Consider the following 14,768-nt stretch of genomic DNA (forward strand, 5'->3'; position numbering starts at 1 on the left):
GAGCCCCTCCAGCCCGAGGGCGACCGCGCGGGCGTCCCCGGTCCTCCGGGCCGCGGCGAGCCCCTCCGTGTGCATCCGCAGCGCCTCCTCGGCGTCACCCCGCAGCTCGGCGACGAAGCCGAGCTCGGCCAGGGCCAGGGCGGCCCCGGGCAGCCAGTCGACCCGCAGCGACCACTCGGCCATCTCCCGGACGAGCTCCTCTGCCTCGTCGAGGCGCCCCCTGCGCCGGGCGGCGAGCGCGAGCCCCATCTGGGCGTACTGCAGGTTGGCGATGTCGCCGTGTCCCCGGAGCAGGTCCAGTGCACGGCCGTGCAGCTCGTCCGCGCGGTCGAAGTCGCACTCCAACAGGGCGATCCGGCCGAGCCCGGCCAGTGCGCCGGAGACCTCCACCCAGAGTTCCAGCTTCTCGGCGGCGGCCAGGGCGGACTCGCGCAAGCGCGTGGCGTCGGCGTAGTCGCCCCGTGCCTCGGAGAGCACGGCCAGAGTGATCTGGGCGCTCATCCTGCCCCAGGCGTCGCCCGACTCCTCGAACAGGTCGAGCGCCTCCTGCGCCTGCCGTTCGGAGAGGTCCAGCTCGCCGCGGCCCAGTGCGTGCGAGGACTGGGCGACCAGGGCCGCGGCCAGCCCCCAGGTGTCGTCGCGCGCGCGAAAGGTCTCCAGGGCCTCTTGCACCAGGTCCTCGCTGACGCACTGGTCACCCCGGCTCTGGAGCACGAACCCGAGCATCCACGCCGATCGCGCGCGTTCGAGGGGGATGTCCGCCGCCGCGGTGTCCTCCTTCCTGCCGGATGCCTCCGGCCCGTCGGAATCCGCTAGCCCGTCAAAGGCCCTGAGGGCGGCGCGCGCCCTCCCGACGTGGTCGTCCCGGGTACCGGTGAGGATCGTGAACACCACGACCATCACCCCGGTCGTCACCGAAAGTACGGGCAGGTCGGCGGCGCCGGTGACACCCTGGGCGCGGACGAGGGCCCGGTAACCCTCCCAGTACCTGCCGCGCAGGTACCAGTACCAGGACAGCGCTCCGGCCAGGCGCAGCGCTGGTTCGGCCGCACCACGGCGGACGGCGTCGTCGAGGGCGGCGTGCAGGTTGGCCCATTCGGCGTCCTGGCGCCACAGGCCCTCCCCTTGGTCGTCGCCGAAGAGGGTGGCCTGTGAGCGTTCGGCCAGGTCGGTGTAGTGGAGGGTGTGCCGGTACTGGAGGTCGTCGGCCTCACCGGCCTCGTGCAGGCGCTGGCAGGCGTACTCGGCGATGGATTCCAGCAGGTGGAAGCGGCGGCCGGTACGCGGGTCGTCGGCGGCGACCACGAGCGAGCGGTCGACGAGCCGGGCGAGCAGGTCGAGGATCTCCTCCGCGGCCAGCTGCTCCCCGGCGAAGCCTCCCCCGCTCAGGTTCCCCGTCCCCTCCGTGTCGGTTTCGGCTCCGTCGGAGCACACCGCCTCGGCGGTCTCGGCGGTCCAGCCCCCGGTGAACACGGACAGGCGCCGCAGTAGGACCCGCTCGTCCTTCTCCAGCAGGTCCCAGCTCCAGTCGATCATCGCGCGCAGGGTGCGCTGGCGCAGCGGCAGGTGGCGCTGGGCGGTGGCCAGGAGTCGGAAGCGGTCGTCCAGCCGCCTCAGGACACCGGTGACACCGAGCGTGCGCACGCGGGTAGCGGCGAGTTCGAGGGCGAGCGGGATGCCGTCCAGGCGCTGGGTGAGCAGGGCGACGTCGGCGGCGTTGTCGTCGGTGAGCTCGAAGCCGGGAGCGGAGGCGGCGGCGCGGGTGACGAAGAGTCGGACCGCGCTCGAGCGGCGGACGTGTGCGGGGTCGGCGTCAGCGGGCGGTACCGGGAGCGGGTGGACGGCGTGGAGGACTTCCCCCGGCACGCCGAGGGGTTCGCGGCTGGTGGCGAGGATCCGAAGCCGGGGCAGGCGGGAGAGGAGGGCCGTGACCAGGTCCGCCACCGGGGCGGTGACCTGCTCGCAGTTGTCGAGGACCAAGAGGGTCTCCTGGTCGGCCAGGACGTGCACGAGGATCTCGAGGGTCTCGCATGCGCCGTCGTCGCGGACGCCGAGAACGCGGGCGAGTGCCTCGGTGGGGTCGGGGGTTCCCGAGGCCGGTGCCGCTGCGGGATCGCTTCCGGGCTGGTGGCGCTGGGTGGCGTACTCGACCATGTGGACGCCGTCGGCGAGGACCTCGTCGAGTTCGTGGGCCAGGGCGGTGGCCAGGCGCGTCTTGCCGACCCCGCCGAAACCGGTGAGGGTGACCAGGCGTTCGGTGTCCAGGAGGGAGCGGACCCCGCGCACCTCGTCCTCGCGGCCGAGCAAGCCGGTGAGGGGAAGGGGCAGGCGCGGCCGCGGCGGCCGTTCCGCCTCGCGAGCAGGGGCGGCGCCGACCGAGGGCCCGGGGGCGGGTTCCCTGAGGGGTTCCTGGCGCAGGATCCGGCCGTGCAGCTCCGCCACCTCGGCCCCGGGGTCGACGCCCAGCTCCTCCCGCAGGCGTTCGGCGAGCGCGGTGTGCGCGGCCAGGGCATCGGCCTGGCGGCCGTCCTCGTACAGGGCGCGCATGTGGGCGGCGACCAGGCGTTCTCGCAGGGGGTGAGCGGTGACGAGTTCGCGCAGCACGTCGGCGACCTGCCGGTGCTCGCCGAGTTCCAGGCGTGCGAAGGCGTGTTCCTCCACCGCAGCCAGCCGTTCCTCCTCCAGGCGGGTGCGGGCGGGTCGGACGAACTCCTCGTCGGCGAGGTCGGCCAGGGCGGGGCCTCGCCACAGGTCGAGGGCTTCGGCGAGCAGTTCGGCCCGGGTGCGCGGATCGTCGGCGTCGCGGGCGGACCCCACCAGGGCGTGGAAGCGTCCGGCGTCCACGGCCTCGGCCGGGACGTCGAGCAGGTAGCCGGGTGAGCGGAACCGGATGAGGGCCTTGGCGCCGGGTTCGGCCTCCTCCAGCGCCCGGCGCAGCGCCCACACCTTGCGATGCAGGGCGCGTTCGGGGCTGCGCGGGTGTGCCTCGGCGGCCCACACGTCCTCGACCAGGCGGTCCACGGAGACGGGGCGTCCCCGGCTCAGGACGAGGCCGGCGAGCAGAGCGCGGACCTTGTGTTCGGGGACCGCGACGGAGGTGCCGCCGGGGGTCCAGGCGGCGACCGGGCCGAGCACACCGAAGCGCATGCCCACACCGTACCGAGTGCGGGCACTCGGTGGGCCGAGTAAGAGGGCGGGCGGGGTGAGTGCGCACCGAGTGCGACACGAGTGTGTACCGAGTGCGGGTGATCCGAGTCTGGGACCAGCACCGCAGAAGCACACAGCACGAAGAGGAGTGATCCCCGTGAGCCGCAGCGCGAGCGACAGCAGCGCACCCGTCCGACTGGCCCTGATCGTCGGCAGCACCCGCGAGGGCAGGTTCGGTCCGACCGTCGCACGCTGGTTCCTCCGGACGGCCCGCGAGTACCCGGGCGTCGAGGTGGAGGTGGTCGACCTCGCCGAGACGGACCTGCCCGACCGCATAGTGGAGGACTCTCCGCTGCCAGAGGAGGTCGGGGAGCTCTCGCCCCGGCTGGCCGCGGCCGACGGCTTCGTCGTGGTCACACCCGAGTACAACCGCAGTTTCCCGGCCCCGCTCAAGACCGCGATCGACTGGTTCCACGACGAGTGGGCCGGCAAGCCGGTCGGTTTCGTTTCCTACGGCGGGGTCTCCGGCGGCATGCACGCCGTCCAGCAGCTGCGGACGGTCTTCGCCGAGCTCCGGGCCACGTCGGTCCGCGACAACGTCTGCTTCCCCAACTTCTGGGACGGGTTCGACGCGGAAGGCGGCTGGCCCAAGGACGCCAAGGCCAGCGCCGAGGCGGCCAACGACATGCTCGACCAGCTCACCTGGTGGGCGCGCGCCCTGCGCAACCACCGCGCGGCCGAGTCCGCCCCCGCCTGACCCCGGCGCCCCCAATCGCCCGTGCCCGCGGGTGCGGCGCACCGGCCGTGCCCGCCCCGGACCCGAGGGTCCACCGACCCGAGCGAGGCAACCATGTCCACCACACAGACACCGAACCCACCGCGCGCGGGACGCGCCGCCTGGTTCGGCCTGGCCATCCTGACGCTGCCCATCTTCATGATGGCCAACGACGTCTCCGTCCTCTTCCTGGCGCTGCCCGCGATCGGCGCGGACCTGCAACCGCAGGCCACCCAGTCCCTCTGGATCCTGCACGTGGGCGAGTTGCTCGGCGCGGGCCTGGTGCTCACGATGGGGCGGCTCGGTGACCGGGTCGGGCGGCGGCGCCTGCTGCTGATCGGGCTGACCGCCTACGCGGCGGCCTCCACAATGGCCGCGTTCTCGCCCAACCCCGAGACCCTCATCGTGGCGCGGGCACTGATCGGCGTGTCCGTGGCGGCCATCTCCCCGTCCACGCTGTCGCTGTTGCGGCAGATGTTCCCCGACCCCAAGCAGTTCTCCACGGCAGTGGCGCTCAACCTGAGCGCGTTCTCGGTCGGCATGGCGCTGGGTCCGCCGATCGGCGGGCTGCTGCTGGAGTTCTTCTGGTGGGGTTCGCTGTTCCTCATCAACGTCCCGGTGGCCCTGCTGGCCCTGGTCACCCTGCCGTTCCTGCTGCCGGAGTTCCGTGACCCGGACGCGGGCCGCTTGGACGTGCGCAGTGTGCTGCTGTCCACGGTGGCACTGGTCGCGCTGGTCTACGGGCTGCAGGAGCTGGCCGCCCAGGGCGCGCGCCCCCTGCTGCTGGCCGCGGTGGTACTCGGTTCGGTACTGCTGTGGCTGTTCGTGCGACGGCAGCGGCGGCTGGACGACCCCCTGATGGACCTGGGCATGTTCACCCGGCGGGTGTTCGCGCTGGCGGTGTCCATGGGCATGCTGTTGCTGCTGTTCAGCGCCGGCACCGACCTGTTCCTGGTGCAGTACCTGCAGTCGGTCCTGGGGATCTCCCCGGGTCTGGTGGGGCTGTTGCTGACCATTCCCGCGGCGGCGTCGTTCCCGGCCACGATGGTCACCCCGGTGCTCATCCGGTTCCTGCCCACAGGCGCGGTGGTCGGCGGCGGGATGCTGTTGGGGGCGGTCGGACTGGTGACCATCGCGGTCGCGGTCGGAGGTGGCTCGGTGTGGGCGTTGGTGCTGGGAACCACGGTGATCTCGATCGGCGGCGGCCCGGTGATGACGCTCGGCAGCCAGCTGGCCATCTCCAGCGTGCCGATGGAGCGTGCCGGGTCGGCCTCGGCCGTCAACGACGTGAGCACGGGTATGGGCCAGACGCTGGCCCTGGCACTGATGGGCAGCGTGGGTCTGGCGGTGTACCGGATCGGTCTGGGCGGTTCACTGCCTGACGAGGTGTCCGAGCAGACCGGCGAGGCCGCCGGAAACAGTATCGGCGCGGCGATGGCGATCTCCGACGACCTGGGCGGTTCCACCGGGGCCGCGCTGCGCGAGGCTGCCGGGACGGCCTTCGGGCAGGGGCTCCAGGTCACCGCCGGGGTCGGAGCGGCGCTGCTGTTCGCGGCCGCGGTCACCATGATGGTCCTGTTCCGGGGGCACCGGGCCGACCAGCCCCAGGACACGGGCGAGGCACCGCCGGAGCGCACCAAGGGACCGATGAACTGAGCAACCCGGGCCCTCGGGCACGACTCGGGGCCGACGCCGAAAACTGGCACGGGTGTGACTGGTCCTTCCGTGCCGCCCTCGCGTACGGGAAGGTTCTTGAGTGCGGTGAGGTTGGGGAGGAAGGTGTAGGGAATGGGGCCCGAACCCCCACACCCGCGGTCACGACCGACCGGCACACCGACATCCGCATACCGTCACCACTCAGAACCGTCACCAAAAGAGACCTGTCATCACACGGGGGACGACACCTGATGAGCACCGACTTTCCCGACGGCCCGGGCGGGGAGCCCGGCTCCTTCGACGAGTTCCTGGCGCGTTTCCTCAGCGGATCCCGCGGACCCGTCCGACGCGTCGACCTCTCCAAGCTGATGAGCCCCGAGGCCCGGCAGGTCGCCGACGCCGCCGTCCGGCGCACCCTGGAGAGCGGCGGCAGCGACGTCGACGCGGTCCACCTGCTCTGGGCGCTGCTGCGCTACCCGGCCATCCGCGAACTCCTCGGACGCACCGACGGCGACCTCAAGCCGCTGGAGGACGTCGTCGACCAGGCGGTCGCCCAGGCTCCCCGCGCGGTGCGCGGCGGTTCGGCCCGGCTTACGCCCTCCGCCAAGCGCGCCTTCCTCGACGCCCTCCAGATCGCCCGCGCCACCGGCAGTTCCAGCATCACGCCCGAGCACCTGCTGTTCGCGCTGGCCGTCAACCCCGACGCGCCGGTGGGCCAGCTCCTGCGCGACTCCGGCATCACGCCGCAGGCCCTGCAGAAAGCGACCGGTCCGGCGCCCGCCGGGGAGCAGAGCGATCCGGAGCCGTCGAACACCCCGCAGCTGGACGAGTTCGGCACCGACATGACCGCGCTCGCCCGGGAGGGGCGCCTGGACCCGGTGGTCGGCCGTGAGGCGGAGGTGGAGCAGTGCATCGAGGTGCTGGCCCGGCGCCGCAAGAACAACCCCGTGCTCATCGGCGACCCCGGTGTGGGCAAGACCGCGATCGTGGAGGGTATCGCCCAGCGCATCTTCGACGACGACGTGCCCGAGACCCTGCGCGGCCGCCGGCTGGTCCAGCTGGACCTGTCCGGGGTCGTGGCGGGCACCCGTTACCGGGGTGACTTCGAGGAGCGGCTCAACGCGATCGTCGACGAGATCCGCGCGCACTCGGACCACCTGCTCATCTTCATCGACGAGATCCACACCTTGGTCGGGGCGGGCGCCTCCGAGGGGTCGACCAGCGCGGGCAACATGCTCAAGCCCGCGCTGGCCCGCGGGGAGCTGCACATCATCGGCGCGACCACCGTCGACGAGTACCGCAAGAATGTCGAGAAGGACGCCGCCCTCGAACGGCGGTTCCAGCCGATCCAGGTACCCGAGCCCTCCGTTGAGGACACCGTGGACATCCTGCGGGGGCTCCAGGACCGCTACGAGGCCCACCACCAGGTGCGCTTCAGCGACGAGAGCCTGGTCGCCGCAGCCGAGCTGTCCGACCGCTACGTCACCGACCGGTTCCTGCCGGACAAGGCGATCGACCTCGTCGACCAGGCCGGGGCGAGGGTCCGGCTGCGCCTGCGCTCGTCCAGCTCCGGGTTGCGCGAGCTGGAGACGAAGCTCAAGGGCCTGGAGGAGGAGAAGGAGAAGGCGGTCCAGGAGGAGGAGTACGAGAAGGCCTCCCGACTGCGCGACGAGATCAACTCCGCCAAGAGCAGCGTGCACCAGGCGCGCGGTACCGGCTCGGCCGTTCCCGAGGTCGGCGCGGCCGACATCGCCGAAGTGGTCTCCCGCAGCACCGGGATCCCGGTCAAGCAGCTGACCCAGGAGGAGCGGGAGCGGCTGGTCAACCTGGAGGAGGTGCTGCACGACCGGGTGATCGGCCAGGACGAGGCGGTCACCGCCGTCTCCGAGGCCATCCGCCGCAACCGCGCCGGTCTCGGCGACCCCGACCGCCCGGTGGGCAGCTTCCTCTTCCTCGGGCCGACCGGTGTCGGCAAGACCGAGCTCGCGCGGGCGCTCGCGGAGTCGCTGTTCGGCTCCGAGGAGGCCATGGTCCGGATCGACATGAGCGAGTTCCAGGAGCGGCACACGGCGAGCCGCCTCACCGGTGCGCCTCCCGGCTTCGTGGGCTACGAGGAGGCCGGTCAGCTCACCGAGGCGGTCCGTCGGCACCCCTACTCCGTCATGCTGCTCGACGAGGTCGAGAAGGCCCACCCGGACGTGTTCAACCTGCTGCTCCAGCTCCTGGACGACGGCAGGCTCACCGACGGCCAGGGCCGCACCGTGGACTTCCGGAACACGGTGATCATCATGACGAGCAACCTGGGTTCGGAGGCCCTCACCGGCGGCGGCCCCATGGGGTTCAGCGCCGACGGCGGCATGGACCCCGACACCGAACGCCGCGTGATGCGCAGGCTGCGGGAGGAGTTCCGCCCGGAGTTCCTCAACCGCATCGACGAGGTCATCGTCTTCCACCAGCTGGGTGAGGAGGAGATCGGCCAGATCACCCGCCTGATGCTGGAGCAGACCGAACAGCGACTGAAGGCCCAGAACATCCAGGTGCGGTTCACCGACGAGGCCGTGAGGTGGCTGTCCCGGCGCGGCTACCAGCCGGAGTTCGGCGCGCGGCCACTGGCCAGGACCATCCAGCGCAACGTGGGCAACCGGCTGTCGAGGATGGTGCTCGACAACCAGGTGGTCTCCGGGGACCACCTGGTGGTGGACGTGGACGGTGACGAGCAGCTGACCATCTCGACCGTGCCGTCGTACTGACCTGGAGGAACGTACCGGCCCGCGGGAAGGGTGACGGGCCCGGAGGGTGTGCCCCTCCGGGCCCGTCCCGTTGCGGCCGTTCGCGGCTCAGGCGTCCCGGGGATGGTCGCGGTCCTCGGAAGAGACGTAGTCACCGCGGACGAGGCCGATGGCGGGCGGGATCAGTGTCAGGGAGCCCAGCACCACGACCGCCACCCCCAGGATCGGGAAGACCTCCCCCCGGACATGGTTGTAGAAAGCAACTCCCAGCAGGATCAGGACCCCGGTGGAGCGCACGGCTAGCGTGGTGGCCAGGCGTTTCCTGGTGGGTTTCGCGGGTTCGGAGGAAACCACTGTGCACGACCTCACTCCTGGACGGCCAGGGGACGCGCGTTTCGAGAACGGGTAGCCCACTCTGACCCGGGCTTGCGGGACGGGTGCCCGGCAGCCGAAGGGCTACCCCTGCGGCCCGGGAACGAAACGCGCGCGGTTGACCGGACCGAACACGGTTAGGACCGGTTGACCGTCGCCACGGTACCGCCGCCCTGCCCGCCACAGCGGCACTAGCGCACGAAACGGTTCCTGAGGTAGACCACCGTGTGGGGAAGTGCCATCACGAGAAAGAGGAACACGGCGAGGACGTAGGCGTAGCCGTTCCTGTCCTGGCCCGCGTACCCGAGCCCGATTGCGATCCCGGACACGAATACCGGCGGAACATAGCTCATGAGCACCAAGCCGAGATTGACCATTTCCTCGGGGTTGTCCGGAGGCTCTTCGAAGTAGTGCATGTAGGAGAACGGGCTACTGGCCACCAGCCACACGAACACGGCGTACACCCTTGCCACAGCCTGCCCTCCTCAGCTTCCGGCGTTGCCGGCCACTGCCGCACTTACCCCCTCAGAACACGACAACCCCGTCTCCTCGCGCGTGTGAGGAGACGGGGCGGGGTCGTCAGGCGCCGACGCCGCTGGTCCGGATGCGTTCGCGGATCCACTCGCCCGCGGGTTTGAGGGAGTCCGTTCCGGCGAAGGGCCCGCCCGCGTCGCAGGTACCGGGCTCGAAGACCGCGCCGGAGCGGAAGTCGTCCGAGTAGTTCCAGTTGACCCAGCTGATCTGCTCCTCGGCCATGAGGTCGAGGTAGCGCTGGCCGGACTCGAAGTCGTCCGGGCCGTCGCCGGTGTACTCCTGGGTGCCGAACTCGCTCACGAACAGCGGTAGTTCCTGCGCGGCCTGCTCGAAGACGTCGTAGTGCTCGCCGTCGTGGGAGGCGGCGTAGAAGTGGAACGTGTACATGATGTTGTCGGCGTCGACCGGGTCGTCGACGATCTCGGTGTGGTCCGAGCCTTCGGACACCCCGAGCGAGGAGTAGGCGCGGGTACCGACCAGGACCGGGGTGTCCGCGTCGTGCTCCCGGATGACCGGGATCATCTCTTCGGCGTAGCCCTTGATGGTGTCCCAGGACACCCCGTGCGGCTCGTTGGCGATCTCGTAGAGCAGGTTGTCCTTGTCGGCGTGGACCGAGGCGATCTCGGTGAAGAAGTCGATCGCCATGTCGGTGTTCTCGTTGGGGTCGCCGGGGTCGAGCGTGTGCCAGTCGACGATGACGTACATGCCGCGCGCGGTGCCCTCCTCGATGAGCTCGTGCACGCGGTCGGTGAAGCCGCGGGGGTCGGTCTCGTAACCGCCCTCCTGGACGTACATGGCCACGCGCATGACGTCGGAGTTCCAGTCGTCGGCGAGCGCGTCCAGCGAATCGTCGGTGAGGCAGTCGTCGAACCACTGGAGTCCGTGGCTGCTCATCCCGGTCAGCTGCACCGGCTCTCCGTTCTCGTCGCAGAGCCGGGTACCGCACACTTCCAGCTGGCCGTGCGCGTCGACGGCGCTGACGCCCGGGTCCTGTTGCTCTGTCGCCGAAGCCGTGCTCGCGGTGTCGCTGCCGGCTCCGCCTGAGGCATGCGTGACCAGTGATAACGCGAGTAGGAGCGCTCCCACAAGAGCGAGGCCCGCAGCCGCGGTGGATGCGGGGCGGGGATGGGGGCGGGGTCGGGGGTGGGACAAGGGGTTCCTCCAGCGGGGTGGCGGGGCCGCGAACCCGGCGTACCGGGTACACCGGCCCCGGAGGGATCTGACCGAAAGTTAGGCCCCCGGCACGGAGGCGTCAATCCCCCTAACGCCGATGAGTCACACCGTTCCGGGCAGCCCTGCGGGGCACACCAGTGTCGGTGTGCCCCACGCACCGCGACCCTCGCGGCGCGTTCATCAGGGGTTGATCAGGCGGGCTCCGGCTCGGGTTCGGGCCCCGGTTCCGGCGGTGGCGGCTCCGGAACCGGCGTGGGGTCCGGTGGGACCGGCTCTGGCGGCATCGGCGTGGGCGGGAACGGGTCCGGCGGCATCGGATCAGGTCGGCGCACGGTCGCGTCACGGCTGCGAGCACTCATGCGGATTCCTCCTCTCCTGGAGATCCTTCTGTCCGTTTGGCCTGCTCTGTCCTTCTCCCTTCTCCCCCTGTCCTTCCCCTGCCCATTCCGGCGCTTGCCTCCCCCCAGCCGCGTGGTCGGTACCCCGCCGGAGCTACGACAGCTTGTGGAGCCTGGGCAGGACCTCGGTGGCGTAGAACTCGAAGAACCCGTCCTGGTCGTCACCGACCTGGCAGACGTACACCTCGTCCGCCCCCGCCTCCAGGTAGGGGGCGACGGCGGCGACGTGCGCCTCCGGGTCGGGTCCGCAGGTGACCTGCTCCGCCACCATCTCCGGGGTGACCAGCGCGTCGGTGAGCTGCTCGAAATGGCGCGGCAGCGGCAGCAGCTGCACGGACTCGCCCGGCAGCGCCTCGGTGGGCCAGCGCTCGTACACGGTCCGCACCGCCTCGTCCTCGGACGACGCCCAGCACACCTTCAGGCCGCCCTGGACCGTCTTGCCCGCACCGCCCCCGGCACGGAAGTCCGCGACGGTCCCGGCGCTGGGCGCCACCTGGATGAGGCCGTCGGTCGCACGGGCCGCCAACGCGGTGGCCTTGGGGCCGAAGGCCGACATGTACACCTGCGGCGGCTCCTCGGGGAGCGTGTACAGGCGCGCGGTGTCGACGGTGTAGAACTCGCCCCGGTGGCTGACCAGCTTGCCGCCCCAGAGCTTGCGCATGACTTCCAGGGCCTCCTCCAGCATCGCGATACGCCGTGCGGCGGGTGGCCAGGCATCGCCGAGGATGTGCTCGTTGAGCGCCTCGCCCGTGCCCACCCCGAGCCGGAAACCCCCGTTGGTCAGCAGCGCGGCGGTGGCCGCGGCCTGAGCGGTGATCGCCGGGTGGAGGCGCGTGGTCGGGCAGGTCACGGCGGTGGTGACGGGCAGGGAGGTGGTCTGGCCGATCGCCCCGATCACCGACCACACGAACGAGGACTCGCCCTGGGCGCCCAGCCACGGGTGGTAGTGGTCGGAGATCCACAGGGCGTCGAAACCGGCCGCCTCCGCCGCCTTGGCCTGGCGCACGAGTTCCCGAGGGCCGTGTTCCTCGCTGGCGAGGAAGTATCCGAAGCGCGTCATTCTCCCGATTCCTCTCTGCCGCCGCGCGGTGCGCGCGGTTCAGACCCGACCGGTTTCGGGCCCTTCGGTTCCCGGCGACGGCGCTCCCTGGTTCAGGCGGCGGCCCGCGCGTTCGTTGAGCACGGTGACCGCGTTGACCAGGCGCCCCGCCCTGCTGTCGCCCGCTTCCGAGCCGGGGCGTTCCTCCACGTGCTGGGGCGCGTCGGGCAGCAGCCAGCCGACCAGCCGCATGGCCTCCTGGGTGAGGCCCGGCGCGAGCCCGTGCGCGGCCATCCCGATGCGGGTCACCGGCGAGATGATCAGGAAACCGCGCCGCCTGGCGGTGGCGCGCACGATGCTCCGGGCCGCGTGTTCGGCGCTCACGGTCAGCAGCGGAAGCCCCGCGAGCAGCGCGAACCAGGCGTACTCGCGTTCGGGGTCGCCGGTGAAGTCCGCGCCGCGGTGCGACCCGGTGCGCATCAGGCCCGGCACGACGGTGGTGACCCGTACCCCGGTGCCCGCGGTCTCGGCGGCCATGCCCTCGGACAGGGCGGCCCAGGCGTGTTTGGCGGCGGAGTAGGGCAGCAGGTGCGGCACCGTGAGGTAGGCGCCGACGGAGGTGATGTTGACGATGGTCCCCCGGTGCTCGCGCAGCCGGTCCACGGCGGCTCGGGAGAGGTGGTAGGGGCCCCAGAACATGATGTCCATGGCCTGTTCGAAGTGCGCGTCGGTGAGGGCCTCCTGCGGTCCGACCCGCATGATCCCGGCGCTGTTGACCACGGCGTCCAGGCGCCCGAAGCGCTTCACGGCCTCGTCGAGCAGGGACTCGATCTGTTCGGGGTCGGTGACGTCGCAGACCACGCCGTGCGCCTCCACGCCCCTGCCGTTGAGCTCGGCGACCGCCCGGTCGAGGTTCTGCCTCCCCCGGGCGCAGACGACCACGGAGGCGCCGGAGGCCCCGAACTCGCGGGCCAGTTGGAGGCCGAGCCCGCGGGAGCTCCCGGTGATGAGGACGACCTTGCCGGACATGCGGCTGGCGCGGCGGCGTTCCGACAGCGCCGAGGCGCCGACGCCGAGTGCGGCTCCGGCCGCGCCCCAGGCGAGGAGTTCGAGGTTGCGCTTGTACGCGGGTACGGGTTCGGGCGCGGGCGCGTACCGGCGGCGGACCCGGGACCAGGCCCAGCGCGCCCCGACCAGTGCGAGGGGTGCCTTCCAGCCGGTCACCGGACGCCCCGTTCCGAAGTCGTGTGGGCGGCGGGCGCGTGTTTGGCCTGCGGCATGTGTTCCCCTGTTCGTCTCTTCGCCGGATACGGCTTCGTCTGGTGAGGCATGTCGGATGTGGGTGCTCCGGTACCCGAGGTGGGTCAACGGAAAACGGCGCCTGGGAACTCGTGGGAAAACCCGGCACCCGTGTTGGGGTGGGGGCGGTCGTCCGGGTGTTCGCCGCGGGCGGCGGCGCCCCGGTTCGGTCGGGGCGGGACCGGTCAGACTAAGGAACCAGTCCGTAGACGGTGGACAGGCCCCGGCTGTCCCGGCCGTCGCCCGGGGCCGTGTGGACAGCCACAGCCCTCCGGCACCGGAACAGTCCGTTGCTCATTCACTCTAGGGACGGGCTCTCAGGGAACCAGGCCGTGGAGTGGGGCAAGCGGGTCGATGTCTTCGATGTGGGACACCACGGCACCGGGTACCGCTAAGAGGTGGTGCTTGGCGCCCTCCTCGTCGGCGTCCCTCCCCCGCGTCCCTGAGCTCTCTTCGACACCGAAGTCGATCCCCCGTAGTTCCTCTTCGGTCACTTCACCTCCCGCGGAGGCCACCGTAACCGTTCGGGACCACTCATCCTCCGCGCCGGGAATCAGATCCGGAGCGATCAGCGCCTCCTCCAGACCGAAACGGAACCGTGCCCCGCCGGAGGGCGCATCTCCGGCCTCCGTGCGATGGACTTCGCCGTCGCCGTCATAGCCGACCCACTGGCGAGGGTCATCCTCGCTGCGGACGTCGAGAAACCCGGTCTCAGAGAAGACGCCAGCCTGGCGTTCGGCCGCCTCGTACAGATAGTCCATCGGGAGGGTCATCTCATCCACGATGTCACCGGTTTCGGTGTCAAGGGTGATCACCTCCTTGTCACCGCCGGGCCGGGGTGTGTGGAGGAGGTGTACGTGCTCCCCGTGGCCCTCGATCACACTCGTCGCGACGCCCCGGGCGTACGGGAGCCGATAGGTCCAGAGCTCCTCCCCCGTGGCCCCGTCCAGGGCGACGAACCCGTCCGCATGCAGCACGACCGGGCCCCAAGGCCCCAGGAGCACGTCCTCCACCGGGTACTCGGGCGCCCAGGTCCAGCCCACCCGGGCCACGTCCCGGGGTACCGGCGCGGGCTCGCTCGGCATGTCGGCGACCGTGTGCTCCACCGTCAGCACGCGGGCCAGAACGGGGGTCAGTGCCGCGACCAGCACCACGGCCAGCACACCCGCACCAGCCCCGGCCAGTGCCCCTCGCCACCGGCGCACCGAAAGCCCTCGAGCTCCCCCGGTCAGCAGGATAAGTCCGACCGCGATGGTGGTGACCCCGCCCCACACGTCCGTGGTCAGAATCGGTAGCGCGCCGTAAAAGTCGACGGGGTCGCCGACCTTCAGGTGCCGGAGCGGAAAGGCCTCCCAGACCATCCACAGACCCCAGAGCGCCAGCGCCACCCGAAACATGCTCCGCCTGAAGCTGGGCCGGTCCTCGGGGCTGGCCTCAGAGCGAGCCCAGGAACCGGAGACCACGTCGACGACGGCCAGGACAGCGAGGAACGGCGACGTCAGCGCCGCCCGGGAGAGTGCTTCCCTAGTTGCGTCGTCCTCGCCGAGCCCGCCCAGATTGGCACAGACCAGGTACACACCACCGAGCAGTAACACCGTCCCGGCCCCACCGAGTTCCGCCCTGAACCGTCCGCCCACGGACGCGCC

The 14,768-nt window shown here is 71.3% G+C and carries 10 protein-coding genes; 3 read left to right on the forward strand and 7 right to left on the reverse strand.

All coding sequences use genetic code 11. The annotated features are described in order from the left end of the window. Positions 1-3,147, reverse strand: a 3,147-nt coding sequence (locus ACYVD1_RS01815) for a BTAD domain-containing putative transcriptional regulator (protein WP_460766786.1), incomplete at its 3' end; no start/stop codon positions are given. Positions 3,148-3,295: 148 nt separating this feature from the next. Here ACYVD1_RS01815 and ACYVD1_RS01820 point away from each other — a divergent pair. The 3 genes from ACYVD1_RS01820 (at position 3,296) to ACYVD1_RS01830 (ending at position 8,328) form a co-directional block, all read left to right on the forward strand. Further along, positions 3,296-3,904 carry an NADPH-dependent FMN reductase gene (locus tag ACYVD1_RS01820; RefSeq protein WP_460766789.1) on the forward strand — a complete coding sequence of 203 codons (609 nt, stop codon included), beginning with the start codon at positions 3,296-3,298 and terminating at the stop codon, positions 3,902-3,904. Between the two features lie 93 nt (positions 3,905-3,997). Continuing rightward, positions 3,998-5,578: an MFS transporter gene (locus ACYVD1_RS01825; protein WP_460766792.1), complete on the forward strand. Its 1,581-nt coding sequence runs from the start codon at positions 3,998-4,000 to the stop codon at positions 5,576-5,578. Between the two features lie 251 nt (positions 5,579-5,829). Beyond that, complete coding sequence (locus ACYVD1_RS01830; RefSeq protein WP_460766795.1) at positions 5,830-8,328, forward strand: ATP-dependent Clp protease ATP-binding subunit; 2,499 nt, start codon at positions 5,830-5,832, stop codon at positions 8,326-8,328. 87 nt (positions 8,329-8,415) lie between these two features. Here ACYVD1_RS01830 and ACYVD1_RS01835 read toward each other — a convergent pair whose 3' ends face one another. The 6 genes from ACYVD1_RS01835 to ACYVD1_RS01860 all read right to left on the reverse strand — a co-directional run bounded on the left by ACYVD1_RS01835 (position 8,416) and on the right by ACYVD1_RS01860 (position 14,759). Further along, the gene (locus ACYVD1_RS01835) at positions 8,416-8,661 is read right to left on the reverse strand and encodes a hypothetical protein (protein WP_460766802.1); all 246 of its coding nucleotides are present in this window, start codon (positions 8,659-8,661) and stop codon (positions 8,416-8,418) included. Positions 8,662-8,870: 209 nt separating this feature from the next. Next, positions 8,871-9,152, reverse strand: a complete 282-nt coding sequence (locus ACYVD1_RS01840) for a hypothetical protein (protein WP_460766807.1) — start codon at positions 9,150-9,152, stop codon at positions 8,871-8,873. A 106-nt stretch (positions 9,153-9,258) separates the two neighbouring features. Further along, positions 9,259-10,365 carry a glycoside hydrolase family 5 protein gene (locus ACYVD1_RS01845; RefSeq protein ID WP_460766811.1) on the reverse strand — a complete coding sequence of 369 codons (1,107 nt, stop codon included), beginning with the start codon at positions 10,363-10,365 and terminating at the stop codon, positions 9,259-9,261. A 513-nt stretch (positions 10,366-10,878) separates the two neighbouring features. After that, entirely contained in the window at positions 10,879-11,844 is a 966-nt protein-coding gene (locus tag ACYVD1_RS01850; RefSeq protein WP_460766814.1) for a TIGR03557 family F420-dependent LLM class oxidoreductase, read from the reverse strand. 39 nt (positions 11,845-11,883) lie between these two features. Then, the gene (locus tag ACYVD1_RS01855; RefSeq protein ID WP_460766818.1) at positions 11,884-13,047 is read right to left on the reverse strand and encodes an SDR family NAD(P)-dependent oxidoreductase; all 1,164 of its coding nucleotides are present in this window, start codon (positions 13,045-13,047) and stop codon (positions 11,884-11,886) included. A 392-nt stretch (positions 13,048-13,439) separates the two neighbouring features. Further along, the gene (locus tag ACYVD1_RS01860; RefSeq protein ID WP_460766821.1) at positions 13,440-14,759 is read right to left on the reverse strand and encodes a hypothetical protein; all 1,320 of its coding nucleotides are present in this window, start codon (positions 14,757-14,759) and stop codon (positions 13,440-13,442) included. Between the last annotated feature and the right edge of the window lie 9 nt (positions 14,760-14,768).

The organism is Nocardiopsis nanhaiensis (assembly GCF_054778635.1).